Annotated in this window: 28 protein-coding genes; 8 read left to right on the plus strand and 20 right to left on the minus strand. The window is 59.4% G+C overall.

The window, feature by feature from the left end; translation table 11 throughout:
- Positions 1-86: 86 nt before the first annotated feature.
- Entirely contained in the window at positions 87-947 is an 861-nt protein-coding gene (locus tag LGM20_RS01335; RefSeq protein WP_044524990.1) for a LysR family transcriptional regulator, read from the minus strand.
- Between the two features lie 97 nt (positions 948-1,044).
- Between LGM20_RS01335 and LGM20_RS01340 the strand changes: the two genes are divergently transcribed.
- The 8 genes from LGM20_RS01340 to arnF all read left to right on the plus strand — a co-directional run bounded on the left by LGM20_RS01340 (position 1,045) and on the right by arnF (position 9,323).
- On the plus strand, positions 1,045-1,551 hold the full coding sequence (locus LGM20_RS01340; RefSeq protein WP_012540376.1) for a phenolic acid decarboxylase: 507 nt from the start codon (positions 1,045-1,047) through the stop codon (positions 1,549-1,551).
- A gap of 396 nt (positions 1,552-1,947) precedes the next feature.
- Complete coding sequence (arnB, locus tag LGM20_RS01345; protein WP_044524989.1) at positions 1,948-3,087, plus strand: UDP-4-amino-4-deoxy-L-arabinose aminotransferase; 1,140 nt, start codon at positions 1,948-1,950, stop codon at positions 3,085-3,087.
- Position 3,088: 1 nt separating this feature from the next.
- Positions 3,089-4,072, plus strand: a complete 984-nt coding sequence (gene arnC / locus LGM20_RS01350; protein ID WP_044524988.1) for an undecaprenyl-phosphate 4-deoxy-4-formamido-L-arabinose transferase — start codon at positions 3,089-3,091, stop codon at positions 4,070-4,072.
- The gene (gene arnA / locus LGM20_RS01355) at positions 4,069-6,054 is read left to right on the plus strand and encodes a bifunctional UDP-4-amino-4-deoxy-L-arabinose formyltransferase/UDP-glucuronic acid oxidase ArnA (protein ID WP_044524987.1); all 1,986 of its coding nucleotides are present in this window, start codon (positions 4,069-4,071) and stop codon (positions 6,052-6,054) included. Before arnC ends, arnA begins: the two co-directional genes overlap by 4 nt.
- The gene (gene arnD, locus LGM20_RS01360) at positions 6,051-6,953 is read left to right on the plus strand and encodes a 4-deoxy-4-formamido-L-arabinose-phosphoundecaprenol deformylase (protein WP_044524986.1); all 903 of its coding nucleotides are present in this window, start codon (positions 6,051-6,053) and stop codon (positions 6,951-6,953) included. Before arnA ends, arnD begins: the two co-directional genes overlap by 4 nt.
- Positions 6,953-8,608: a lipid IV(A) 4-amino-4-deoxy-L-arabinosyltransferase gene (arnT, locus tag LGM20_RS01365; RefSeq protein WP_023291260.1), complete on the plus strand. Its 1,656-nt coding sequence runs from the start codon at positions 6,953-6,955 to the stop codon at positions 8,606-8,608. The genes arnD and arnT overlap by 1 nt, the downstream gene beginning before the upstream one ends.
- Positions 8,605-8,943: a 4-amino-4-deoxy-L-arabinose-phosphoundecaprenol flippase subunit ArnE gene (gene arnE, locus LGM20_RS01370; RefSeq protein ID WP_023291259.1), complete on the plus strand. Its 339-nt coding sequence runs from the start codon at positions 8,605-8,607 to the stop codon at positions 8,941-8,943. The genes arnT and arnE overlap by 4 nt, the downstream gene beginning before the upstream one ends.
- Positions 8,943-9,323, plus strand: a complete 381-nt coding sequence (gene arnF / locus LGM20_RS01375) for a 4-amino-4-deoxy-L-arabinose-phosphoundecaprenol flippase subunit ArnF (RefSeq protein ID WP_032454284.1) — start codon at positions 8,943-8,945, stop codon at positions 9,321-9,323. The genes arnE and arnF overlap by 1 nt, the downstream gene beginning before the upstream one ends.
- On the opposite strand, the gene LGM20_RS01380 is transcribed toward arnF, so the two are convergent.
- The 19 genes from LGM20_RS01380 to LGM20_RS01470 form a co-directional block, all read right to left on the minus strand.
- Positions 9,320-10,369: an AI-2E family transporter gene (locus LGM20_RS01380; protein WP_004202085.1), complete on the minus strand. Its 1,050-nt coding sequence runs from the start codon at positions 10,367-10,369 to the stop codon at positions 9,320-9,322. The two genes, arnF and LGM20_RS01380, sit on opposite strands and share 4 nt — an antisense overlap.
- Positions 10,370-10,469: 100 nt before the next feature.
- A complete protein-coding gene (acpT, locus tag LGM20_RS01385) occupies positions 10,470-11,057 on the minus strand; it encodes a 4'-phosphopantetheinyl transferase AcpT (RefSeq protein WP_044524985.1) in 588 nt (195 codons plus the stop codon).
- A gap of 1 nt (position 11,058) precedes the next feature.
- On the minus strand, positions 11,059-12,288 hold the full coding sequence (locus LGM20_RS01390; RefSeq protein ID WP_023291256.1) for a beta-ketoacyl-ACP synthase: 1,230 nt from the start codon (positions 12,286-12,288) through the stop codon (positions 11,059-11,061).
- Positions 12,285-13,016, minus strand: a complete 732-nt coding sequence (locus LGM20_RS01395) for a 3-ketoacyl-ACP reductase FabG2 (RefSeq protein WP_032454950.1) — start codon at positions 13,014-13,016, stop codon at positions 12,285-12,287. Before LGM20_RS01395 ends, LGM20_RS01390 begins: the two co-directional genes overlap by 4 nt.
- Positions 13,013-13,489, minus strand: a complete 477-nt coding sequence (locus LGM20_RS01400; protein WP_032454951.1) for a hotdog family protein — start codon at positions 13,487-13,489, stop codon at positions 13,013-13,015. The genes LGM20_RS01395 and LGM20_RS01400 overlap by 4 nt, the downstream gene beginning before the upstream one ends.
- Positions 13,486-14,655 (minus strand): beta-ketoacyl-[acyl-carrier-protein] synthase family protein, encoded by a 1,170-nt coding sequence (locus tag LGM20_RS01405; RefSeq protein ID WP_044524984.1) that lies wholly within the window; start codon positions 14,653-14,655, stop codon positions 13,486-13,488. The genes LGM20_RS01400 and LGM20_RS01405 overlap by 4 nt, the downstream gene beginning before the upstream one ends.
- A 1-nt stretch (position 14,656) precedes the next feature.
- Positions 14,657-15,241: a DUF3261 domain-containing protein gene (locus tag LGM20_RS01410; RefSeq protein ID WP_023291252.1), complete on the minus strand. Its 585-nt coding sequence runs from the start codon at positions 15,239-15,241 to the stop codon at positions 14,657-14,659.
- Entirely contained in the window at positions 15,238-17,556 is a 2,319-nt protein-coding gene (locus LGM20_RS01415) for an MMPL family transporter (RefSeq protein WP_044524983.1), read from the minus strand. The genes LGM20_RS01410 and LGM20_RS01415 overlap by 4 nt, the downstream gene beginning before the upstream one ends.
- Entirely contained in the window at positions 17,525-18,130 is a 606-nt protein-coding gene (locus LGM20_RS01420; protein ID WP_023291250.1) for a LolA family protein, read from the minus strand. Before LGM20_RS01420 ends, LGM20_RS01415 begins: the two co-directional genes overlap by 32 nt.
- Complete coding sequence (locus LGM20_RS01425; RefSeq protein ID WP_032454265.1) at positions 18,127-18,549, minus strand: acyl-CoA thioesterase; 423 nt, start codon at positions 18,547-18,549, stop codon at positions 18,127-18,129. Before LGM20_RS01425 ends, LGM20_RS01420 begins: the two co-directional genes overlap by 4 nt.
- Before the next feature lie 3 nt (positions 18,550-18,552).
- Entirely contained in the window at positions 18,553-20,244 is a 1,692-nt protein-coding gene (locus LGM20_RS01430; RefSeq protein WP_044524982.1) for a glycosyltransferase family 2 protein, read from the minus strand.
- Positions 20,235-20,588: an ApeI family dehydratase gene (locus LGM20_RS01435; protein WP_023291247.1), complete on the minus strand. Its 354-nt coding sequence runs from the start codon at positions 20,586-20,588 to the stop codon at positions 20,235-20,237. The genes LGM20_RS01430 and LGM20_RS01435 overlap by 10 nt, the downstream gene beginning before the upstream one ends.
- Complete coding sequence (locus LGM20_RS01440; RefSeq protein ID WP_044524981.1) at positions 20,575-21,924, minus strand: AMP-binding protein; 1,350 nt, start codon at positions 21,922-21,924, stop codon at positions 20,575-20,577. The genes LGM20_RS01435 and LGM20_RS01440 overlap by 14 nt, the downstream gene beginning before the upstream one ends.
- Positions 21,921-22,502, minus strand: a complete 582-nt coding sequence (locus LGM20_RS01445) for a COG4648 family protein (RefSeq protein ID WP_032454262.1) — start codon at positions 22,500-22,502, stop codon at positions 21,921-21,923. Before LGM20_RS01445 ends, LGM20_RS01440 begins: the two co-directional genes overlap by 4 nt.
- 6 nt (positions 22,503-22,508) lie before the next feature.
- Positions 22,509-22,760 (minus strand): acyl carrier protein, encoded by a 252-nt coding sequence (locus LGM20_RS01450; RefSeq protein ID WP_023291244.1) that lies wholly within the window; start codon positions 22,758-22,760, stop codon positions 22,509-22,511.
- Positions 22,761-22,771: 11 nt separating this feature from the next.
- Positions 22,772-23,029, minus strand: coding sequence for a phosphopantetheine-binding protein (locus LGM20_RS01455; protein ID WP_023291243.1), 258 nt, complete (start codon positions 23,027-23,029; stop codon positions 22,772-22,774).
- Complete coding sequence (locus LGM20_RS01460; protein WP_171879206.1) at positions 23,010-23,843, minus strand: lysophospholipid acyltransferase family protein; 834 nt, start codon at positions 23,841-23,843, stop codon at positions 23,010-23,012. The genes LGM20_RS01455 and LGM20_RS01460 overlap by 20 nt, the downstream gene beginning before the upstream one ends.
- Complete coding sequence (locus LGM20_RS01465; protein WP_023291241.1) at positions 23,822-24,544, minus strand: beta-ketoacyl synthase chain length factor; 723 nt, start codon at positions 24,542-24,544, stop codon at positions 23,822-23,824. The genes LGM20_RS01460 and LGM20_RS01465 overlap by 22 nt, the downstream gene beginning before the upstream one ends.
- Positions 24,545-24,564: 20 nt before the next feature.
- Positions 24,565-25,626 carry a methyltransferase gene (locus LGM20_RS01470; protein ID WP_032454260.1) on the minus strand — a complete coding sequence of 354 codons (1,062 nt, stop codon included), beginning with the start codon at positions 25,624-25,626 and terminating at the stop codon, positions 24,565-24,567.
- Between the last annotated feature and the right edge of the window lie 41 nt (positions 25,627-25,667).

Consider the following 25,667-nt stretch of genomic DNA (forward strand, 5'->3'; position numbering starts at 1 on the left):
CTTTCGGAGTAACCTGGATCAATATTGCGCCGGAAAGTATAAGTAATCCGTATGATTATGCGCAGGGGCAGGCGCCGCCTTACCCCTCAGGGCGTCCGGAACAACCCCAGCAGCGTGGCCACCTGTTCGTCGATCGGCGCCAGATCCCGCTTGACGATCAGATGCAGCGGCGTCGCGCGGCGCGCGCCGTGGCTGAGGGGCAGCCGCTTCAGCACGCCCTGATCGAGATGGGAACGAATGCGCTCTTCCGGCAGCCAGCCGAAGCCGACCTGATACATCACCGCATCAATGGCCGCGTCAATGGTGGAGAAGGTCCAGGCGTCACGCGTCGCCTGGCCATCGCCGGTCTGGTCGGCAATGCGCACCAGCGGCCATGGCGCCAGCGCGCTATCCTCCAGCGGACCGTCGAGGGCGGCGAGAGGATGGTCGCGGTGGGCGACGGCGATAAAATCAATATTCATCAGCCACTCTCCGCGGCCGGTAATATCCTGGCGGCGGGTCAGAACCATGACATCGGCTTCCGTTCGCGCCGCGCCCTCGTCATCAATATTTTCCAGCACTTCGGTGAGTCTGACCTGAGTCTGCGGATAACGCTGCTGAAACTGGCGCAAAATGGCGAACAGCCGCTGGCGCGGGAAAATGCTGTCGACCACCAGGTCCAGACGGGTGCGCGCCCCGTTGCGCAGAGTGGCAGCATGCGTCTCAACGTAGGCGAAGGCCTGCAGCAACGGTTTGACCTGATTCAGCAGCAGTTCGCCGGCCGGGGTCAGCACCGCCCGCCGACCGGACGGCGCCAGCAGCGCCACCCCTAAGCGCTCCTGCAGCAGCGCGAGGTTATAGCTCACCGAAGACTGACTGCGGTTGGTCTCCTCCGCCGCTCTGGCAAAGCTCCCGAGTTCCACTACCTTTTCCAGTAATGCCCACTGCTCCAGGGTTGTCTTGTGCATAATCAATCTAAAATTTGGATGTATTTAATCCAAACATAGCGTTATTCATTCAATTTTTAAAGACGTATGCTGTCCTCAACAACACAGAGGAGAATAAATGATGAGCACTTTCGACAAACATGACCTCAGCGGCTTTATCGGTAAACATCTGGTCTACACCTACGACAACGGCTGGAACTACGAAATTTACGTCAAAAACGGCCACACCCTCGACTACCGTATTCACAGCGGCATCGTCGGCAATCGCTGGGTGAAAGATCAGGAAGCGTACATCGTGCGGGTAGGGGAAAGTATCTACAAAATCTCCTGGACCGAACCGACCGGTACCGACGTGAGCCTGATCGTCAACCTGGGCGATAAACTGTTCCACGGCACCATCTTCTTCCCGCGCTGGATCATGAATAACCCGGAAAAAACCGTCTGCTTCCAGAACGATCACATTCCGCTGATGAATTCTTACCGCGATGCCGGCCCGGCCTACCCGACAGAAGTGATTGACGAGTTCGCCACCATCACCTTCATTCGCGACTGTGGCGCAGATAATGATGAGGTAATTAATTGCCCGGCGAGTGAATTGCCTGCGGATTTTCCTGCAAATTTGTAATTATGCAGAAATAACTTTGTGATCTGCGCTAACTTTTTGTCATCAAGCGTGACAAAGACAGCGTCATTAATTGTTATCTGGTTTAACCCCCGTTTACTTTCCGCGATAGCGTTCCTGTTTGCTTTTCCAGACAGGAACGTTTTTTTGTCAAAATTCTGCCATAAATAAAACCTATCATTCTGTTTATTAATGATTTATTTGGCTATGCTGAGAAAAGATTAATTTCTTAATATTATCCTAAGCAAGGTCAACTACATTAATAGTGGTCGAAATACCCTGAAATGGAATGCCGCGCTGAACTCACTTCATTTTAATTTCGTTTAAGTCCACAGGCGCAGGATATTTTATTCTAACGACCCTGATTTGTGCGTGGGTCATCTACAGAACAGGATGATGATGAGCGATTTTTTGCCTTTTTCGCGCCCGTCGATGGGCGACGCAGAGCTGGCAGCGCTGCGTGAAGTTTTAGCGTCGGGCTGGATCACCACCGGGCCGAAGAATCAGGCACTTGAAGCGGCATTCTGCCAGTTGACCGGCAACCGCCACGCGATTGCCGTCAGTTCAGCGACCGGCGGGATGCACGTGACCCTGATGGCGCTGGGTATTGGCCCCGGCGATGAAGTCATTACGCCGTCCCAGACCTGGGTCTCCACCCTCAATATGATCTGCCTGCTGGGCGCCACGCCGGTGATGATCGATGTCGATAACGACAATCTGATGATCACCCCTGAGGCGGTGGCAGCGGCGATCACCTCGCGGACCAAAGCGATTATTCCTGTGCACTACGCGGGGGCGCCAGCCGATATCGACGCCATTCGCGCGGTGGGCGAGCGCCATGGCATCCCGGTGATCGAAGACGCCGCCCATGCGGCGGGGACCCACTATAAAGGCCGCCACGTAGGCTGGCAGGGGACCGCGATTTTCTCGTTCCACGCGATCAAAAATATGACCTGCGCTGAAGGCGGGCTGGTTGTCACCGACGACGACGAGCTGGCCTCCCGCATCCGTAGCCTGAAATTCCATGGCCTCGGCGTGGACGCCTATGACCGCCAGACCCACGGCCGCGCGCCGCAGGCGGAGGTGATCGCTCCGGGCTTTAAATACAACCTTGCCGACATCAACGCCGCGCTGGCGCTGGTCCAGCTGGAAAAACTGCCTCACGCCAACCAGCGCCGGGCGGAAATTGCCCAGCGCTATCTGTGCGAACTGGCGGACACGCCGTTTACGCCCCTGACCGTCCCGGCCTGGGATCACCAGCACGCCTGGCATCTGTTTATCATCCGCGTCGATGAGGCTGCGTGCGGCATCAGCCGCGACGCGTTGATGGAAAAGCTGAAGGCGATGGGTATCGGCACCGGTCTGCACTTCCGTGCGGCCCATACGCAAAAATATTACCGCGAGCGCTTCCCTGAGGTTTCCCTGCCGAATACCGAATGGAACAGCGCCCGCATCTGTTCTCTCCCGTTGTTCCCGGACATGACCGATGACGATGTCACTCGCGTCATTTTCGCACTGCGCCAGCTGTCAGGACGTTGATATGCTTACTTACCCTCCCGTGAAGAAGGTCTCGGTGGTTATCCCGGTTTATAACGAACAGGATAGCCTGCCGGAGCTGCTTCGTCGTACGGAAACCGCCTGCGCCGCGCTGGGGCGGCAATATGAAATTCTGCTGATCGACGATGGCAGCAGCGATGACTCGGCGCGCATGCTCACCGAAGCCGCCGAGGCGGAAGGCAGTCACGTTGTCGCCGTGCTGTTAAACCGTAACTACGGCCAGCACTCGGCGATCATGGCCGGCTTCAGCCATGTGACGGGCGATTTGATTATTACCCTTGATGCCGACCTGCAAAACCCGCCGGAAGAGATCCCGCGGCTGGTGGCGAAGGCGGATGAAGGTTACGACGTGGTGGGCACCGTCCGTCAGAACCGTCAGGACAGCATCTTCCGCAAAACCGCCTCGAAGATGATCAACCGCCTGATCCAGCGCACCACCGGCAAAGCGATGGGCGACTACGGCTGCATGCTGCGCGCCTACCGTCGCCACATTATCGACGCGATGCTCAACTGCCACGAGCGCAGCACCTTTATCCCGATTCTGGCGAATACCTTCGCCCGTCGCGCGGTGGAGATCCCGGTGATGCACGCCGAGCGTGAATTCGGCGACTCCAAATACAGCTTTATGCGCCTGATCAACCTGATGTACGACCTGGTGACCTGTCTGACCACCACGCCGCTGCGTCTGCTCAGCATTTTCGGCAGCGTGATAGCCCTGCTGGGCTTCGCCTTCGGCCTGCTGCTGGTGGTGCTGCGTCTGGCCTTCGGCCCGCAGTGGGCGGCGGAAGGGGTGTTTATGCTCTTCGCCGTGCTGTTTATGTTCATCGGCGCCCAGTTTATCGGTATGGGCCTGCTCGGGGAGTATATCGGACGCATCTATAACGACGTGCGCGCGCGTCCCCGCTACTTTATTCAACGTGTTGTTCGCCAGCCGGAAACGGCATCTAAAGAGGAAGATCGTTCATGAAAGCCGTAGTCTTCGCTTATCACGATATGGGCTGCACCGGTATCCAGGCTCTGCTGGACGCCGGGTATGATATCGCTGCTATTTTCACCCACCCGGATAACCCTGGCGAAAACCATTTCTTTGGCTCCGTGGCACGCCTTGCTGCCGAGCAGGGCATTCCGGTTTGGGCGCCGGAAGACGTGAACCATCCGCTGTGGATTGAGCGTATCCGCGAGATGAAGCCGGACGTGCTGTTCTCCTTCTACTACCGCAATCTGCTGGGCGATGAGATCCTCCGTCTCGCGCCGAAAGGGGCGTTTAACCTGCACGGTTCGCTGCTGCCGAAATATCGCGGCCGCGCGCCGCTGAACTGGGTGCTGGTCAATGGCGAAAGCGAAACCGGCGTCACCCTGCACCGGATGATGAACCGCGCCGACGCGGGGGATATCGTCGCCCAGCAGGCCGTGGCGATTGGCCCGGATGACGCCGCCCTGACGCTGCACCGCAAGCTGTGCGCCGCCGCCACCGGGCTGCTGGGCCAGGCGCTGCCGGCGATCTTCGCCGGAACCACCGATGAACGTCCGCAGGATCACAGCCAGGCGACCTATGTGGGGCGTCGTACCCCGGAAGATGGCCGCCTCGACTGGGAGCAGTCGGCGCAGACCCTGCACAATCTGGTGCGCGCGGTCTCCGATCCGTGGCCGGGCGCCTTCGGCTACGCCGGCGCGAACAAGTTTATCGTCTGGAAATCCCGCGTCCGTCATGATCTGCCGGCAGCTAAGCCGGGTACCGTTATCTCCGTTGCGCCGCTGATCGTGGCGTGCCAGGAGGGGGCGCTGGAGATTGTCACCGGCCAGACCGAACGCGGGGTGTACATGCAGGGCGCCCAGCTGGCGCAGGGGCTGGGCCTGGTGTCCGGGGCGGTGATCAGCAGCAAACCGGTGGTGGCGGTTAAGCGTCGCACCCGGGTGCTGATCCTCGGCGTCAATGGCTTTATCGGTAACCATCTGACCGAACGCCTGCTGCAGGACGACAACTATGAGATTTACGGCCTGGATATCGGCTCCGACGCCATCAGCCGTTTCCTCGACTGCCCGCGCTTCCACTTTGTGGAAGGCGATATCAGCATTCACTCCGAGTGGATCGAATATCACATTAAGAAATGCGACGTGGTGCTGCCGCTGGTGGCCATCGCCACCCCTATCGAGTACACCCGCAACCCGCTGCGCGTCTTCGAGCTGGATTTCGAAGAGAACCTGAAGATCATCCGCGACTGCGTGAAATATAATAAGCGCATCATCTTCCCGTCGACCTCGGAAGTGTACGGCATGTGCACAGATAAAAACTTCGACGAAGACACTTCCAATCTGGTGGTCGGGCCGATCAACAAACAGCGCTGGATCTACTCGGTCTCCAAGCAGCTGCTGGACCGCGTGATCTGGGCCTACGGCGATAAGAATGGCCTGAAGTTCACTCTGTTCCGTCCGTTCAACTGGATGGGGCCGCGTCTGGATAACCTCAACGCCGCGCGTATCGGCAGCTCCCGCGCCATCACCCAGCTGATCCTCAACCTGGTGGAAGGGTCGCCGATCAAGCTCATCGAAGGCGGTAAGCAGAAGCGCTGCTTCACCGACATCAGCGATGGTATCGAAGCGCTGTTCCGCATCATCGAGAACAAAGACGGCCGCTGCGACGGGCAGATCATCAACATCGGTAACCCGGATAACGAAGCGAGCATCAAAGAGCTGGCGGAGATGCTGCTGGCCTGCTTCGAACGCCATCCGCTGCGCGATCGCTTCCCGCCGTTTGCCGGCTTCCGCGAAGTGGAAAGCAGCGACTACTACGGCAAGGGCTATCAGGACGTTGAGCATCGCAAACCGAGCATCCGCAACGCCAAACGCTGCCTGAACTGGGAGCCGAAGGTGGAGATGGAAGAGACCGTTGAGCATACGCTGGACTTCTTCCTGCGCACGGTTGAACTGGTGGACGCTAAAAATCCATGAAACAGGTCGGCTTACGCATAGATGTCGATACCTTTCGCGGCACGCGGGACGGCGTTCCGCGGCTGCTGGACCTGCTGGGTCAGCACGGGATCCGGGCAAGCTTCTTCTTCAGCGTCGGGCCGGACAATATGGGGCGCCACCTGTGGCGCCTGGTAAAACCGAAGTTTCTGTGGAAGATGCTGCGCTCCAGAGCGGCCTCGCTGTACGGCTGGGATATTCTGCTGGCCGGCACCGCGTGGCCGGGACGCCGCATCGGCGCGGGGAACGAGGCGGTGATCCGCGCCGCCGCCGAGTCTCATGAAGTGGGCCTGCACGCCTGGGACCACTACAGCTGGCAGGCGTGGAGCGGCGTCTGGCCGCAGGAACGGCTGACGCTGGAGGTTGAGCGCGGCCTGCTGGAGCTCGAACGCATCATCGGCCGGCCGGTCACCTGCTCGGCTGTCGCCGGCTGGCGCGCCGATCAGCGAGTGGTGAAAGCCAAAGAATCCTTCGATTTCCTCTACAACAGCGACTGTCGCGGCACGCGGCCGTTTCTGCCCCAGCTCGGCAGCGGTATCTCCGGTACGGTGCAGATCCCGGTCACGCTGCCGACCTGGGACGAGGCGGTGGGCACGGCGGTGGATATCGCCGGCTTTAACCGCTATCTCCTCGACTGCATCCATCGCGACCCGGGCGTGCCGGTCTATACCATTCACGCCGAAGTGGAAGGCATTGCCTACGCGGATCAGTTCAATGAACTGCTGACCATGGCGGCGGAAGAAGAAATTCAGTTTTGCCCACTGAGCCAGCTGTTGCCCGCTGACTTTAGCGAGCTGCCGTCTGGCAAAGTGGTTCGGGGTGAACTGGCTGGCCGGGAAGGCTGGCTCGGACGTGAACAATTACTGACTTCGGGTGTTTGATGAAAAGCATTCGCTATGGCGTCTCTCTGATTGCGCTGTTTGCGCTGTATTACCTGCTGCCGCTTAATTTCCGTTTGCTCTGGCAACCCGATGAAACCCGCTACGCGGAGATCAGCCGTGAAATGCTGGCCACCGGCGACTGGGTGGTGCCGCATTTTCTCGGATTGCGCTATTTCGAAAAGCCGATTGCCGGTTACTGGATCAACAGTATCGGTCAATGGCTGTTTGGCCATAATAACTTCGGCGTACGCTTTGGGTCGGTCTTCGCCATCACCATGACCGCCGTGCTGGTGGCCTGGCTGGCGTGGCGCGTCTTTCGCGACAAAAAGGTAGCTGTCCTGTCGCCGGTGATTTTTCTCACCGCGATGCTGGTGTATGCGATTGGCACCTATGCGGTGCTGGACCCGATGATCACCCTGTGGCTGGCGCTGGCGATGTGCAGTTTCTGGGGCGCGACGCAGGCGCAGAGCCGCAGCGGCAAAATACTGGGTTACGCGCTGCTGGGCGTCGCCTGCGGTATGGGGGTGATGACCAAAGGCTTCCTTGCGCTGGCGGTGCCGGTAGTGGGCGTTCTGCCGTGGGTGATCGCCCGTCGACGCTGGCGTGAAGTGCTGACCTACGGTTGGCTGGCGGTGGTCGTCTGTACGCTGGTGGTGCTGCCCTGGGGGCTGGCTATTGCCCAGCGCGAGCCGGACTTCTGGCGCTACTTCTTCTGGGTCGAGCATATTCAGCGTTTCGCCGAAAAAGACGCCCAGCACAAAGCGCCGTTCTGGTACTACATCCCGTTCCTGATCGCCGGCAGCCTGCCGTGGCTGGCCCTGCTGCCGGGGGCGCTGAAGCGCGGTTGGCTTGAGCGCGATGAGGCCCGCGGCGCGCTGTATCTGTTAGGCTGGGTGGCGATGCCGCTCCTGTTCTTCAGTATCGCCAAAGGCAAACTGCCGACCTATATCCTGCCGTGCTTTGCGCCGCTGTCGATCCTGATGGCGCGCTACGCGCTGGAGGCGGCGAAGACCGGCGCGAAAGCGTTACGGGTCAATGGGATGATCAACCTGGGCGTCGGCCTGCTGGGGCTGATCGCCGTGCTGGTGGTCTCGCCCTGGGGCGTGATGCATAAGCCGGTGTGGACCAAGATTGAGCTGTATAAATGTCTGCTGGCGGCGATCGCCTTCGCCGTCTGGGCGCTGATGGGCTGGCTGGCGATGAAAGACGCTGGCCGCCGCTGGAGCCTGGCGGCGCTTTGCCCGCTCGGCCTGGCGCTGCTGGTGGGCTTCGCCATCCCGGACCGGGTTATCGACAGCAAACAGCCGCAGTTCCTCGTGGATATCGTCAGCGAATCCCTGCAGCCCAGCCGCTACGTCCTGACCAACAACGTCGGGATCGCCGGCGGCCTGGCCTGGGAGCTGAAGCGAAGCGATATTATTATGTTCGACAAACAGGGTGAGCTGAAGTACGGTCTCGACTGGCCGGACGCTCAGGGAAGCTTTGTCAGCCAGGCCGGGTTTGCCGACTGGCTGGCCGCGCATCGTCAGCAGGGGCCGGTCTCGCTGGTGCTGTTGATGGATAAAGGAGAGAGTATGCTCGACTTACCGTTACCGAAACCCGATAACGCTTACGAGCTGGGGCGGGTCGTTTTCCTTCAGTATCTGCCGCAATGAGCGTCTGGATCTGTCTGGTGTTCGCCAGCCTGCTGAGCTGCGCCGGACAGCTGTGCCAGAAACAGGCGACCCGCCCGTCCCGTCGCGGACGGCGGAGTCGTCATATACTTTTCTGGCTGGGGATGGCGCTGTTATGCCTCGGCTGCGGCATGCTGCTGTGGCTGAGCGTCCTGCAGTCAATTCCGGTGAGCATCGCCTATCCGATGCTGAGTCTGAACTTCGTCTGGGTCACCCTCGCGGGCTGGGGCATCTGGCATGAGCCGGTCGCTCCCCGCCACTGGTTTGGCGTCGGGTTGATCGTCGTGGGCATTGTCATTCTGGGGACCAGCGTCTGATGGGCTTTCTCTGGGCATTATTCAGCGTCGGCCTCGTCAGCGGCGCGCAGCTGCTGCTGCGCAGCGCCATGGTGGTGTTGCCGCCGCTGACCGATATTCTGGCGTTTCTCCAGCATCTGTTGCATCTCCAGCCCGGCACCTTCGGCCTGTTTTTCGGCCTGCTGGGCTACCTGCTGTCGATGGTCTGCTGGTACTTTGCCCTCCACCGTCTGCCGCTGTCGAAAGCGTATGCGCTGCTGAGCCTGAGCTATATCCTCGTTTGGGCCGCCGCCATCTGGCTGCCCGGCTGGCATGAGCCGTTCCACTGGCAATCGCTGCTGGGCGTGGCGATTATCGTCGCCGGCGTATTGACCATCTTCTGGCCGGTGAAACGCCGCTAGCCGGGGAGCCGGCTTTTGGGGCGCCCCGGGCCGAGCAGGATCGCCAGCTTGCTGCCCCCGACGGTGGTCTCCATCCAGATTTTACAGACGCTGGTTAACGGCACCGAGAGCAGCATTCCCACCGGCCCCAGCAGCCAGCCCCAGACCAGCAGCGACAGGAACACCACCAGGGTCGACATCCCCAGCCGGTGGCCCATCATGCGCGGCTCCACCATGTTGCCCAACACCATATGCACCACCAGAAACAGCGCCCCGACCAGCAGGCACTCATAGATGCCGCTGAACAGCAGCGCCTGCAGCATAGGCGGGATGGCGGAGATGGCGGATCCGATATTCGGCACATAGTTCAGCAGGAACGCCAGCACTCCCCACATCAGCGCGAACTGCACCCCCATCGCCAGCAGCCCCAGCCAGACAATCAGGCCGGTCCACAAGCTGATCAGCGTTTTCAGCGCCAGATAGTGGGTGACGCCTTTCAGCGCCCGGTGCAGCCCGGCGATATGCAGGCGAGGGTTATTGAGGGCAAAACGCAGTTTGTAGGGCAGGTGGCGAACCTCAAACAGCATAAAGATCACCGTCATCACCAGCAGCACAATGCTGGCCATCGCCCCGGAAAGCTGGGTCATCAGCGTCGTGGCCCAGGTCATCAGCCGTTCTGAATCCATACGTCGCAGCATGCGCTCCGGATTGATATGCAGGTTGAGAAAGGGGAGATACTCCTGGAGCTGGACGATCTTACGCGTCAGGGCGCGGTTGAAATCGGGCAGCATGGCGACAAAGTCATTGAGCGACGCCGCCAGCACGCCAAGCAGCGCGGTCAGCATGACCAGCATTGCCGTCACCACCAGCGTAATGGCGAACGGGCGCCGCACCCCGCGGCGAATGAACCAGGTGACCAGCGGGTTGAGGACGATAGCGAAAAACAGCGCCAGCAGGAGCTGCACCAGAATATCGGCGGCGGCGTGGATCCCGGCGAGGATAATCACCAGCGCCGCCAGCTTAAGTAAAATATGGAGCCCGGCTTTATCAGCCTGCGGAGGGGACATAGGTATTCCTTTTGTGAGTCGCGCCTGATAAGTGTAGCGGTTCGCTGGCTGCCAATATTCCGAAAGGCGAGCGGCTTTTCCGCCATCATCTTTTGATCGCTTAAACCACGCCGCTGAAATGTTGAATGCGCGCGTCCGTCAGCGTGAACGGCGTCGGCGTACAGACCGCAATACTTAACCCATCGTGCAGAATCTGGCTGAGCGACAGCGGGCCGTGACAGGCGCTGTCAACGGAGGCCATTTGCCAGGCGCTGCCGCCGCGCTGTTTCACCAGCGCCTCTTTGCGCGTCCAGATACGCCAGAAGACCGTGAGCTGCTGCGCCGGCGAAGCCTGCGCCAGTTCCTGGTGCTCGCTTTCGCTGAACAGGGCGTTAGCCAGGCGGCGCCAGCCTTCGCGCGGGCGAATCACTTCGATGTCGCAACCCACCTCGCCTTTATCGCTGAGCAGCAGGGCAATATCGTCGCCGCTGTGGCTAAGGTTAAACCACAGCCTGCGCGCGACGGGGAAGGCAGGCTTGCCCTGTTCGCCAAGCTGAATGTCCGTCAGCGGGGCAGCCGCCTGCGCCAGCAGCGCGCGGCCGGCAAGCCAGCTGGCTCGTCGCGGTCCGTCCGGCGCCTGTGCCATCAACGCAGGCGGTAACGGCAGGGCGCTAAGGGCGGAGATCTTACCCAGAAAAAGCTGATACATTTCAAGGCCAGCGTCGAATAATGATTGAGGTGTTAATGCCGCCGAAGGCGAAGTTGTTGCTCTGCAGGAATTCACACTCCAGTTTGCGCTTTTCCCCCATGATGTAATCCAGTTCGCCACAGTTGGCGTCCGGTTTATGGAGATTCAGCGTTGGCGCAAACCAGCCTTCGCGCATCATCTGCAGGCTCATCCACGCTTCTAACGCCCCGCAAGCGCCAAGCGTATGGCCGAAATAGCTTTTCAGCGAAGAGATCGGCACGCTGTCGCCGTAAACGGCCGCCGTTGCCTGGCTTTCCGCGATATCGCCGCGATCGGTGGCGGTGCCGTGGGCCGAAATATAGCCGATATCCCGGGGGCTTAAGCCCGCCATGTTTAGCGATTGTTCCATGCAGATCTGCATGGTTTCGCGCTGCGGCTGGGTAATATGGGCCGCATCGCAGTTAGTGGCGAACCCGACGATTTCACCGTAGATGGTTGCGCCGCGCGCTTTGGCATGCTCGAGATCTTCAAGGATCAGCGTGCCGGCGCCTTCGCCAATCACCAGACCATCTCGCTGTTCATCGAACGGAGAGGGGGTGAGGGCCGGTTCGTCATTGCGTTGGCTGGTGGCGAAGAGGGTATCGAATACCGCGGCTTCCGAAGGGCAGAGCTCCTCGGCCCCGCCGGCCACCATCACCGTTTGGTAACCATGGCGAATGGCTTCCCAGGCGTAGCCAATCGCCTGGCTGCCGGAGGTGCAGGCGCTGGAGGTGGGGATCACGCGCCCCCGCAGACCGAAGAATAATCCGGTATTCACCGCGGTGGTATGCGGCATCATCTGCACATAGGTAGTGCCGGTGATATTGTTGGTATGTTTCTCCGTCAACATGGTGGCGAACTCGCTCACCGGACCGGTACTACCGGTTGACGAGCCGTAAGCGATGCCGGTTTGGCCGTTGGTCAGCACGGTGTCGCCGATAAGCCCGGCCTGCTCCAGCGCGAGCTCAGTGGCGCGGGTGGAGAGCCGCGATACCCGCCCCATCGCGCGGATACGCTTGCGGGTATAATGCTCCGGCAGGGTGAAATCGTCGATTGGCGCCCCCAGCAGCGTATGCAGTCCGTCATACGCCAGCCATTCAGGCATCTTACGCACCGCATTTTTATATTCCCGCAGCCTGGTGGCGACATCCTGCCAGTTTTCGCCAAACGCGGTCACCCCGCCCATCCCTGTAATGACCACCCGGCGTATCATAGCATCCCCCCGTTGATGGAAATGACCTGGCGGGTGACGTAGCCCGCGATATCCGACATTAAATAGCTGGCAAGCCCGGCCACCTCGTCGGCCTGACCCATGCGTTTCATCGGGATCATGGTCATCGCCTCTTGCAGCGCGCGCTCTTCCATGTCAATCATCCCGGTGTCGATAAGACCCGGCGCAATACAGTTAACGGTGATTTTGCGTTTTGCCAGTTCTATCGCCAGCGCTTTGGTGGCGCCGATAATGCCCGCCTTGGCGGCGCTATAGTTGACCTGGCCGCGGTTGCCCATGACGCCGGAAACCGAGGAGAGGGTGATGATACGTCCGCCCTGGCGCGCGCTAATCATCGGCATGATGCAGGGATGAATGACGTTATAAAAACTGTCGAGGTTGGTGTGGATCACGGCGTCCCAGTCGTCATCGCCAAGCGCCGGGAAGGCGCCGTCGCGGGCGATGCCGGCGTTGCTGACAATGCCATACCACGCGCCATGGTCGGCCATATCCTGCTCCAGTACCTCGCGGCATTGCTGACGATCGGCGACGTCAAAACTCAGCAGCCGGCCGTCGCCGCCGGCGGCGGTTATCGCCTCCAGCGTCTGTTGCGCCCCCGCGCGGTCGCGATGATAGTGGACGCCCACCACAAAACCGTCCGCTGCCAGCTGGCAGGCGATAGCGCGACCGATGCCTTTGCTGGCGCCGGTAACCAAAACTGAACGACTCATTCTGACGCTCCTTGTTGAAATAAAGTGCTAAGTTCTTCTGTTGTGGGCTGGAAGGTGTTGACCCGCCCGCTGGCCAGGACGTCATCGTCCACCATAATGGTGCCTTCGAAGCTGCCGAAACGTTCATCCTGCATCAAGAGCTTCACGCTGATGGACAGCGTCTTTCCGCCCGGCAGGCTCCCGGCCGCGCAAACCAGTTCGCGCGCGCCCAGCACCATGCCTAAAGCGAGCGATGTTTGTCCTTGCTGCTGGCGGTGCCAGCCGGACCAGACGCCGACGGTCTGCGCCATTAATTCAAGGGCGAACCAGCCGGGAAGATCGCCGTTGGTATCGAGAAATGGCGCCAGAACGCTGCCGGGTGAGACCGCGACGCGGCAGGTGGCGGTGTCGGCAGTCACCGCCTCGACCTCTTCCAGCAGCAGCATCGGCGCGTCGTGCGGCAGGTAACTGCCGGGTGATAAAAAGTGGCTCATGACATTCTCCCGAGCAGGATGCTGGTGTTATTGCCGCCAAAGGCAAAAGAGTTCGACAGGATAACTGGCCGCAACAGCGGCTGCGGATGTTCAATGAGCCCGCACGGCGGTAGCGTGTCATCCTGCGGAGACTGACTGAAATCCTGTGCCGGTAACAACAGATTGCGCTGCAGGATCAGCATGCCGATGGCGGCCTCGGTGATCCCCGCCGCACCCAGCGTATGTCCGGTCAGATGTTTGGTGGAACTACAGGGCACCCTTTCGCCAAACAGCGCGTTGATCACCCGGGCTTCTATCTGGTCGTTAAGCCGCGTAGCGGTACCGTGCAGGTTAATGTAACCCACCTGCTCCGGCATGATGCCCGCGTCGTCCAGCGCCTGCTGAATGGCGCGCATCGCCCCTTCTCCTTGGGGATGCGGGGCGGAAATATGCCAGGCGTCGCTGGATTCGCCGATACCCAGCAGCGCGATGGGCTGCGGCTCGCGGGTCAGCAGCATCAGCGCCGCCCCTTCGCCGATGGTGATCCCGCTGCGGTCGCGGCTAAACGGCTGGCACTGCGTCGTGGAGAGCGACTCCAGGCTGTGAAAGCCGTTGATGGGCATCCGGCTAAGGGTATCCGCGCCGCCGACGATCGCCACATCCGCCAGCCCCGCCTCAATGAGCCGCCGTCCGCTGATTATTGCCCGCGCGCTGGAGGAGCAGGCGGTTGACAGGGTATATGCCGGACCATCCAGCGCCAGCCAGCGGCTGAGAAAACGCGATGGGTCGCCCAGCTCCTGCTGTGGATAGCGCCAGGCCTCGCTCGCCTTGCCGTTAAGCGTCAAATTAACGTGTACGTCGCCTTCATCCAGCCCTGACGTACTGGTGCCCAACACCACGGCGACCCGAGCCCGGCCATAGCGGGCGATGGCGCGATCCACCTGCGGCTGGATCTGCGCCAGCGCCGCCAGCAGCAGCTGATTATTGCGCGAACGATGGTCGCGAAAGGTATCGGGAATGGCGGGTAGTTCGCCGTCCACCCCCGCGAAAATCGCCTGCGGATGCCCCTGTAACCACCCTTCACGCGGGCGCATGCCGGGCGCTATACCGCGGGCCAGATTGGCGGCGATTTCATCATTATCGCGTCCCAGGGCGTTAATCATGCCGACAGCAGAAATGAAGATCATCTCAGTCACCCAGGTATTGAATGGTGATGTGGTATTTAAAGACGTGCTGCTCGATGCTAATCGGCACGCGCTTGCCTTTGCGGTTGATATAGGTGATGTCGGTGACCAGTTTTCCGCGCGCGTTACGCAGTTCGCGTTTGTCGCCGCGGTCGGTTAGCGTCCAGCCTTTCGGCAGCTGCGGCAGCCATGCGCTAAGCGGCCAGTGGCTGAGCATCACATCGGCCAGCACCTGGCTGGCGGGCGGCAGTTGCGGGATCACCATCGACTGTTCCGCGCGCAGCCCTTGTTGATCATAGGTCACCAGGAACAGGCGGATACCGACGGACGACAGGCCCGCCAGCGTGAGCTTTTTATCATCGGCATTGAGCAGCACCAGCAGCGACTGGGTTTGGCCGTTGAAGCGGCCGGTCAATAACTGCTGGGAACTGATGGCCGGCGAGATGCCCGGCGGCGGTAACGTGACGCGCGTACCCGGCTCCAGCCACGCCTGCGGACGGCCTTGCGGCTCCGGCGGCGAATGACTGCAGCCGGCCAGCAATAAGGCGGCGAAGAGCGCGAAGGCGCGCCAGAATGATGGTCTTCTCATCGTCTTTTTTTCTCTTTTTTGCTCGGCATCGCCAGCGGCGACAGCAGGAAAGCGGTGAAAATACCGCTGACCAGGACAGTGCCAAAGCTGCTGATGGCCTGGGTGGCGCTAAACACCAGCATGCCAAGCGTTAATAAGGTGGTCATCATCGCCAGGGTAACCGCCAGCAGCGATGTCAGCGGTGTGCCGCGCGGGTTGCTGAAAAACAGGGTGTAGTTGATGCCAATCCCAAGTACCAGCACCAGCGCCAGTAAGGAGAACAGGTTAACGGCGTGGCCGGTGAGCGCCAACGCCCCCAGGCCGCATCCCAGCGACAATACCGACGGCACCAGGCTTATTAAGCCCTTGCGCCAGCCAAGGCGGATAGCGGCACCGCAGGCAATCACCGCCAGCGCAACGCCGAGCAGCCCGGTTAAAATATGACGGTAGAGCGCGAAAAGCTGGTCGAAATCGCTTTTACGATCGACCCACGCCACGCCAGTCTGGGTTGTGCTGAGCGCCTTCAGCGCCGCGCTATCTTTCACCCCGCTCACTGGCACCAGTACGCCGCTTTCGCCATCCGGCAGCGTCAGCCATAGCAGCCGCCAGCCTTCGCTGGCCGGACTGGCAAGCCAGTCGCCGACTGTCACCGGCATCGGCCTCAGGTCGGGGTGAACAGCGGTGAGTCCGGCGTTATTCAGCGCCTGGCCGATGGCCGGCGCCGCCTGCTTCAGCAGGGCCAGATCCTGCTGCTGGCGGGCCAGTGAATTGAGCGGAATGGCGCGATACCCGCCAAGCATACCGTCGGTTTGCGCTTTAGCCAGTGCGGGCATAAAGGCTTCTAGCCGCTGCAGCGTTTGTTGCGCCGTGTCGCCGTAAACCACGAACCACTTTTGATCGACGCTTTGGCCAGTGAGCGCGGTGATGGCATGCTCCTGTGAGAGGATATTCTGCGGCAGCGCCTGCAGCTGTGAGATATCGTCATCCACCCGCAGGAGAGCGAGCCCCGTCAGGGAGAAAATGGCCAGAACCACCGGCAGACCGATGGCGAGTTTTTTGTTACGCCGCCATGCCGCGAGCCAGCGCGACATCAGCACCATCGCTGGAACGGGACGCACCGGGAGCCCATGGCACAGCCATGGCTGCCAGAAAATCACCGTCAGGCATGAGGCGCTTAGCCCCACGGCCGCAAATAGCGCCATCTGGCGAATGGCCGGGAAGGGGGCCAGCATCATGATTAAATAAGCCGCCACGGTGGTAAGCAGCGCCAGCAGCAGCGCTTTCCGTACTTTAACAAGGCTTTGCCACGGTGAAGCCGCTGCGCCATGGACCATCCGTTCTGTCAGGTAATAGAGCGTGTAATCTGCGGAAATGCCAATAATGCTCATGCTCATCACCAGGGTCATCAGATGCAGCTCGCCAAACAGCAGCAGCGTGGCAACGGTGCCGGCCAGTGCGCCGATAGCGATAGAGATCGCGCATAACAGCAGCGGACGCAGCGAGCGGAACACGGCCACGATCAACAGGATGACGCCGAACAGGGTGGCCGCGCCGAGAGTGGAGATATCGCGCTTCGCCTGCTGGCTGGCGTAATCACTGTAAAATACGGTGCCGCGCGACAGCAGCTGCGCCTGCGGGTGGCGCGCTTTTAATTCCTTTTCAAGCTGCGCGAGGGTGGTCACCAGGCGGTGCGTCTGTCGCATATCGAACGACGAACCCGCCAGCTCGCCGTGCAGCAGATACCAGACGTTACCTTGCGCGTCTTTGCTGGTCAGCCACCCGTCCTGCAGCTGCATCCGCTGGCCGCTATTCGCCATCGCCAGCTGTGAGCCGCGCATCAGCATCAGCGGGTCGTTTTGTAACTCTTTACCGCTGACCCCGGAAAACGCCGAATAGAGCTGCGAAAGGATCCACTGGGCCTGCGCTTCGCCGCCCTCCTGCAGACGTGCGCGGGTGGCGGGGTCGATTAACGCATTGCGATGTTGCCAGAAAAACGTTCCCCAGGCCTGCTGACTGGCGGCATCCATTGGGCCTTTGACCTCGGCCAGCGCGTCTGAGGTTTGCAGCAACCGCAGCCAGTCGCGAGCCACCTGCGGGTCGGCCTGTTTACCGGGGCTGACCAGCCAGACCAGCTGACGATCCAGACGCTGCATAAAGCCGTCGTTCAGCGCGGGGGGGATCGCGCCGAGCGTCTGTTTGGGCAGCATCGCCAGCACGCTGCTGTTGAGCCGGGCCTGCGGCAACAGCGCCAGCAGCGCGCCCGCCAGTATCAGGCAGACGACGCCCCAGATCAGCGCAGGACGTTTACTGGGCGGCAAAGCGTTGGCGTTCGTCATCGGTCAGTTGCGCTGGCGTCAGTTGATGTTGGGAAAGGGCGATATCGGTGCGATCGCCTTGTTTATCGTTGAGTTGAATATGCTCCAGGTAGGTTTTTCCGGCGAGATCGATGCTGGCGAAAATCTTATCCAGCGGCGTGGTGACAGGCGTCAGGCGCAGCGTCCATCGCCCGTCGCCTTTATCGGCGAATTCCACGCGGAAGTTCTCCTCCAGCACGTTACGATCGGCCTGGAACAGCGCGCGCAGCAGATGGTTGAACTGGAACATCTGCGGGTTGTTTTCGGCGGTGACGGTCTGCGGCGGCTGGCCGTTAATCGCCTGCACCATCCGTTTGTCATCCAGCAGCAGTTGCATCGGGAACGGTGAGGTTTGATCCCACAGCAAGCCCTGGTCGCGGGCGATCAACATCCGCCCCTGGGATCGCAGCGGCTGCGGAAGATCCTTTATGGTGCGGGTTTGATCGAAGTGGGCGCGCACCACCGGCTGTTCGCTAAATTGTTTTTGCAGGTCATCGAGCGTCAGCGCGCTGACCAACGGACTGATGAACAGTCCCACCAACAGCAGCAATCTCATGGCGTGACCCCCATGCGTTCAAACAGAACTTGCGGGCTGACAAAACACATCTCGCCGCTTTTTTCGTCCACCGCGACCTGGATGGTGTAGCCGGTGGTGGTGCGTTTGCCGCTCTCGGCGGCAAAAATTTCATAGCCAATGCGCAGGCGGTTTTCGAACTCTTCCAGACGCGCGCGGACGCGAATACGCTGCTCGAAGGTGATAACGTCCCGGTACTTCACGCGGGTATCCACCACCGGCCACAGATAGCCGGAGGCTTTCATCTGCCGGTAGCCGTAGTTGAACTGGTTAAGCAGCGCCTCGCGGGCAATTTCGAAGTAGCGGAAATAGTTGCCATGCCAGACGACGCCCATCATATCGACGTCGTGAAAGGGAATGGTTAGCTCTACTTCAGCAGTAAAACGGGGATCGTTAAGCACCCTTTACTCCTTATCTTTGGGCTCCGGCAAACGCCAGAAATCGAAAAAGTTAAACCAGTCGAGCGGCGACTGCAGCGCGTAATATTCCAGCCGTTCGGCGTAGCGATCGATGATATGTTGCAGTGCCTGCTGGCGATTGGCGCGCGGCAGCGGCAGCGGGTCAGCGAACGGCTCACAGTAAATGCGCAGCTTGCCCTGCTGACGCAGAGCGAACATCAAATTGACCGGGCAGCGCAAAATAGCCGCGAGGATAAAGGGCCCCTGCGGGAAGGGGGCCGGTTGCCCCATAAAACGGCTCCAGCAGACGCGCCACTCGCCGCCGCGCTGCGGATTGACCGCAATACGATCGCCGACAATGGCGATCCATTCTCCGCGATCCAGTTTTTCCTGCAGCAGCATGGCGGTCTCCGGGCCGATATCGGTGACCGGCAGCAGGTTGAGTCCGGCCTGCGGGGCCATCTCCGCCATAATCTGCTTAAAGCGTTGGGCATTGTCGCTGAACACCAGCGCGTTGATGGTCTTGCTGCCCTGCAGCTGCGCCAGCGCACGGCAGGCTTCAACATCGCCGAGATGTGAGGCCAGCAGTAGTTTGCCGCGCGGATCGTCGATATTGAGCGTCTCTTCGGCACCTGCGGCAAACACCACATCGCGACCAAACTGCAGTTCGCCGCGCCAGCTGGCGATTTTATCCAGCATCGCGTTGCCAAAGCGCAGGAAGTGACGATAGCTACTGAGTTCGCCCGGCTCCGGCAGCTGACGAGCGGCTAACTGGTCGCGCACGCGGGTAAGCCAGTTTTGTGAAGCGCGGCGCGCGGTGCTGGCCGTTAGCCAGTAGACGCCGACCACCGGGTAGAGCAGCAGCGAAAACGCGTGTCGTCCCAACAGCCGCCACACCAACAGCATCAGGCGCATGCCCCATAAGCCTTTGACCTCCTTCTGACGCGCCCAGTGCGGCGAAGCGCGGCGAAACAGCAGCGAGGGGATCCGCGGCAACATGCCGAGGAACAGTCGGGTATGCATCAGCGAGATGCGGCAATTATCTCTGAGGGCATCGAAATGCGACAAACCGTCCGGCGGATAGGTCACGCGGGTCGGGACAAAGTAGCTGGTGTTCCCCTGCCAGTAGAGGCGCACCATCACTTCGGTATCAAAATCCATCCGCTTGCCGAGGGGCACGCGCTTAGCCAGCTGCAGCGTCGGCGCCAGCGGATAGACGCGAAAGCCGCACATGCTGTCTTTTAGCTGCAGCGATAGCGTTTCAATCCATACCCAGACGTGGGTGATCCAGCGTCCGTACAGGCGCGAGCGCGGGATTGAGTCGTCGTAAACCGGCTGGCCGGAGATCAGCGCCTCGGGATGCTTCTGCGCCAGCGCCAGCAGCTGCGGAATATCTTCGATGGCGTGCTGCCCATCGGCATCGACCTGCACCGCGTGGCTGAACCCGGCTTGCGCTGCGGCCTGTAATCCGCAGATGACCGCGGCGCCTTTTCCGGCGTTCTGCGGTAAGCGGATCAACGTCAGATCCGGGGTTTCCAGCGCCAGTCGCTCCAGCTCCAGCTGTGTGCGACTGTCGCTCCCGTCGTCCACCACGATACAGGGAAGATCAAACGGCTGCAGGCGCGCCAGCACCCGCGACATCATCGCGCCGTGGTTATAGCACGGGATCACCACGCAGGGGGAGAAGGTTAGCGACATAAGCGAATCTTCCCGCTGCTGGCGGTATGTCGTGTTTCGCCATCGTGGCGCTGATAGCTGAAGGTGATGAGCTGACGCGCCTCCTGCCAGCTAAGAGTGAGCGTCACGATCGCCCCCGGCAGGAGCGGCGACTGGAATTTCACATTGTGAATATCGTGAAAGCGCCAGCCGGGCGCCAGCAAGGTGGTAGCGTAATGCATCGCCCAGTCAATCTGCGCGACGCCTGGCAACAAGGGCTGAACGGCAAAGTGGCCGCGAAACCAGAATAACGCCGGATCCACCGATAAAATGATTTCAACCCGATCGGCTTGTGGCTGACGGCGCTCAATTTCATGGGGCTGCATGAAATAACTCCTGTAACTGCGCGTAGACACGCTTGTTCATACTATTGACGGGGATCTCGTCGATAACCCGCCAGTAGCGGGGAATGGCGACTGGTTCCAGCAGAGGGCGCAGTGCTTTTCGCCAATGAGTCTCCTGGCTTTTTCCCCAGCGCTGGCGGGCATGGTTATCCAGCACCAGCAATACGCCAATACTCTGACGGCTGCCGCGGGTGATGGGTAACACGGCGGCATCAATGATGCCTTCAAGTTCCAGCAGGCGCTGCTCCACTTCGCTCAGCGATATGCGCTTCTCTTCAATTTTGACCACGCGATCCCGACGGCCTGCCAAATGGAAGTGGCCACTCTCGCGAAAATGCAAAATATCCTCGAGCAGCTGGCCGCGGTTATCGGTAATAAGCGGAGAAAAGAGGCGGAACGCATCGCCTTCTGGCTGAAAGCGGATGCCAGGAAACGGTTGCCATGGCGCCTCATCCTGCACGCGCTGGCGGCAGGCGATGACGCCGCTTTCCGTACTGCCGTATATTTCATCCGGCCAGGTATTGCACCAGCGGGCGGTTTGCACGGCATCCTGCCAAAGCAGCTTGCCGCCTGCGGACACGATCATTTCGATCGGCGGAGGGGTAAGCCGGTGGTCGAGACGTTTAAGGAAGGCCGGACTACTAATAAACAGATAGCGATGCTTCCGGCTTAACGCCGTTAACTGCTCGGTGTACTCCAGCATGTCCGCGTGAAGCGGTAAACCCAACGCCATTGGCAAGAACAGTCGAAACGTCAGGCCATACATATGCTGCGGCGCTACGGATGCCACCACCCGACAGCCTGCCAGACGCCCGGCATAGCAGGCGGATAACAGCGCCGCCTCGCGGTCGAGCGAGCCGATCGGTTTGCAAATTCGCTTCGGTTGACCGGTGGAACCGGAGGTGAATAACTCAATGCAAGCCTCTTTGCCTGGCGCGGGAAAATGCATCTGGCCGCTCGTTACCGCCATCGTGGACTCGACAATCACCAGCGCGCCATCCCATGCCAGCGCTTTATCGCTGAGAATGCCGTCAAACAGCGCCTTCTGCTCATTTAACAGCGAAATACGGCCGTGGCCGGGAAGGACCGGCGTTTTGCCGGCATGCAGGGTTGCCAGCAGAGCGACGATAAACAAGTAGCTATTTTCAATGCACAACGCCCAGCGCATGGCTGGCTGCTGACGCAAGTGCGTGAGCAGGTGGGCGACATCATGGCGCAGATGTGCAAGCGTCCAGAGGTGCGTGTCCTGCCAGGCGATCGGCGTTTCCGGCGAACGCGCGGCGCTGAGCCACTGGTCCAACGGGAGAGGCTGCTTCATGGTTTATCTCGTTTTATCACCCGCTGGCGCACCAGCCACTCGCCGGCCATGAGCGTGCCCATCAGCAGATAGGAAATCATGCCGTTCCACGCCGTCCACAGGGACAGATCGCCATACAGCGCGGTAAAAAGCGCAATGCCACCGTTAATGATGAAAAAGGCGCACCAGATTTGGGTGACGCGCCGGGTATAGCGTACAGCCCGCTCCGGAAGATCCGGTTCACGCAGTCGCGCCAGACGCTCGATTATCGGCATCCTGGACCATAGCGAACCGCCAAACACCGCCAGCATCACGCTGTTCACTACCACCGGGTAAAATAGCAGTAACTGATGGGTTTTCAGCAGGTAGCTGGCAATACATAGCGTCATGCCGGCCACCGCCACAATCTGAGTGACCACGCTCAGCGCTCCCGCCCGTCGCCGGGTCTGACGAAAGCGTAAAAACAACATCAGCGCCATGAGCGGTAACAACCCTTGCAGGCTGTTATGCGCGAGGCCGAACCAGATTATAAACGGCCAGGCCAGCAGCAATATGCCCGTCAGCAATGGCACAACTGGCAGTGAGCGAATGCCCGACACGGTGAATTATTCTTCTTTGAACAGGCGTTCTACCGCATCGACCACATCCTGCACGGTGCGGACAGTTTTGAACTCTTCTGGCTTGATTTTCTTACCAATTTTCTTTTGCAGATGGACGATCATGTCGATGGCGTCAATACTGTCCAGTTCGAGATCTTCGTACAGGCGGGCCTCAGGCGTAATATCCTGCGGATCGATTTCAAACACGTTCACCAGCAGCGCGGAGATTTCTTCGTAAATGGCTTGTTGTTCATTCATAACCACTCTCCTCAGGCGCGCTGTGCTTGAATAAATGCCGCCAGCGTGGCGACAGAGTAGAAATGCTGACGCATCTCTTCACTTTCAGCCGACAGCACCACGCCGTACTGATTTTTTACCGCCAGACCCAGCTCCAGCGCATCAATTGAGTCCAGACCCAGACCATCGCCAAACAGCGCGGCGTCGGTGTCGATATCATCAGCGGACAGCTCGTCCAGGTTCAATGTACTGATGATCAGATTTTTAATTTCAAGATAGAGCGCTTGCATCATTCATTCCTGTTTCAGGGAGAGTGCCTGTTTCTAATTTAAGCAAAATATGACGGTTCAACTGTCTTGCGGCCAGCGCCGGTTCTTGTTTATTGGCATCATAAAACTGATGTATTGGCAGCCGTTCTCCAACCTCGACGGTAAACCGCGGCTTAGTTGGCGGCGCGTCGTACCATTTGCTTTGTTTACCCAGCATATGCTCGGTACAGCGGATGACGACAATGCGTAAATCGCTGCCACAGCGTACCGCGATATTAGCCGCCCCCCGCTGTAGCTGCATTTTTTTCCCCGGCACGGTGCGCGTGCCTTCAGGGAAAATCAAAATCGTATCGCCTTGCTGTAAACGCTGCCGGCTTGCCGGCAGCAGGGCATCGGCCTGATCGTTAATCAGATAATCGGCGGCGCGGATCACGCCGCTGACGAATGGATTTTTCAGCAGCGCGCTTTTTACCATGCAGTCGGTCTCCGGCATCACCGAGGCCAGCATTACGTAGTCAATAAGGCTGGGGTGATTGGCGACCACCAGGCAACCGCGCTCCGCGCGCAAAATATCGCGGCCATCGATACGGTAATCGAGAACGCCGACGCTTTTCACCACGCTGAGGAATACGCGAAAGCTAACGGAAATGCTGCGCCGCGCGATACGGCGTCGGCGGGTTTTATTACGTACCAAAACCAGCAGCAGATTAAACCAGATGAGCGAGAGCAGCAGGCCGCCAATGCCAAACAGTGCGAAGCAGAAACCGGTCATCGCTGCGCGCCAGAGCCGATTAAGCCGGTGGAAAAACGGCTTCATGCGCGGCTCCATTGCCATTGCACGCGATCGCCGGGAAGCGTGAACGTGCGGGCATTCTGCAAATAGTACTGCAAGAACAGTAAACTTTGCGGTAATGGACTTTCAGCAACGGCTGCATGAGGCTGGGCGTGGCATTGCCACTGGCGACCGGGCTCAATCACCCAGGCTGCCGCATAGGGCCAGGTGGTGATACCTGGCGGCAACTGAGCGTGGTAAAACTCAGGGAGAAAACCGTCGAAATCAACCATCAACACGCGCTGATAACCCGCCTGTAGCAGGCCCATCACTTCGTATAATCCCTGCTGAAACGTATCGCGTCCGGCAGAAAGGGATGACGACATAATCGCTTTTTTTGCAGCAATCGTCAGATTACCCACGGCGGAATTATGCACCGATAAGGCGAAATCGGTCGGCGAGATCGCTTGCTCCATAGCCAGCGCATGGAGGATCCGATAGTTGCGCTCCAGTTCGCCGTGACGGCTGGTATAAAGAACGGCATCGATTTCATGGCGACGGAGCATAGCCAGACCGCATTCCACAGCCAGCTTACTTCCCGAGCTGAGTCGGCGTGCGGTCATCATCGGCAATTCGCTGAGTTTGGGTGGCGCCGCGGCGGGATCGATGGCGTGCAAATGCTGTGACCACCGTTGCCATTGCTCGGGGCCACTGACGCCAGGCGCGAAGGCCTGCCAATCAACAATGTTAAATGAAAATGTCATCCACTCGCATCCGCGATCAATCAATTATTCTTGTGGCATATCAACAAGGTATGCCCAACGCCTAAATTATCGTGACGCTGTTCTACTTCGAACCCCGCCATTTCAAGATAGCGGTAAAACTTCTCTACGCTGTAGAAACGGCTGTTGCCGTTGGCCATACAGGTAAAATAGAGTGAAGACGCATTCAGACTAAATGATGCTGCTTCAAATTTCTGCGCATCCCAGAACAATTCCAGAATGTACAGGCGGGCGCCAGGTTTCATGACCTGTGCCACGTTACTGAGTATGGTGATGATTTGTTCTGGCGAGAAACAGTCCAGGAACTGACTCATCCACCAGATATCCGCTTCTCCGGGTAGGGGGGCGTCACTCAGCATATCCACAGCATGAAAATCGATGCGATGGGCAAGGCCAGCATTTTCTATATTTTCCCGTGCCAGTGCAATTTGTTGCGGTAAATCTAATAACGTGACCGCGATATTTTCATCGTACTGGCAACAGCGTAGCGCCCATTTCCCGGTATTACCGCCTACATCGTACAGCCTTGCGGGCTGGCTGGCGAATACATAGGGCAGCGCTGCAGTGAAGGCGCCATCGGAATAGTAATGGTCGAAGGCAAACCAGCTTTTGCGCGCCGCGGGTGGTAGCTGTGACAAGGCAGGGTAAATCGTTGGCCACTCACCAAAAACTTTTAATCCTGAAGGCTTTCCCTCCTGGAGCGCATTTTCCAGAAAGAATAATCCTTGATAACAAACGTCTTGAGTAAAATCCATATTTACTCGCGTCATCGGATCATGAAGTAAGAAATGTCCTATTTTAGAGAGGTGGTAGCGTTCCTCTTTATAGGTCAGGATACGACCGCTTAATCCCATATCGAGCAAAACGCTAACGGCATATTCTTTTCCGTCGAAAATTTCACTGATGGCTGCAAACGTTGCACCGCGTTTACCTTGTTGGTCCAGATAACCCAGAATACCTGAGTTGCGTAGACATAATGCGGTTTGAAAGAGCATGGGGGCAAAAGCAATACGCTGCGCTTCAGTAATGGCATCAAGTGCGCTGAGAGAATCCTTTTGGTACACGTTCGGTACAACCTTATTACAAATAATCGGCGAAACGGGTC

It is taken from the genome of Klebsiella quasipneumoniae subsp. quasipneumoniae (assembly GCF_020525925.1).
Lineage (GTDB): Bacteria > Pseudomonadota > Gammaproteobacteria > Enterobacterales > Enterobacteriaceae > Klebsiella > Klebsiella quasipneumoniae.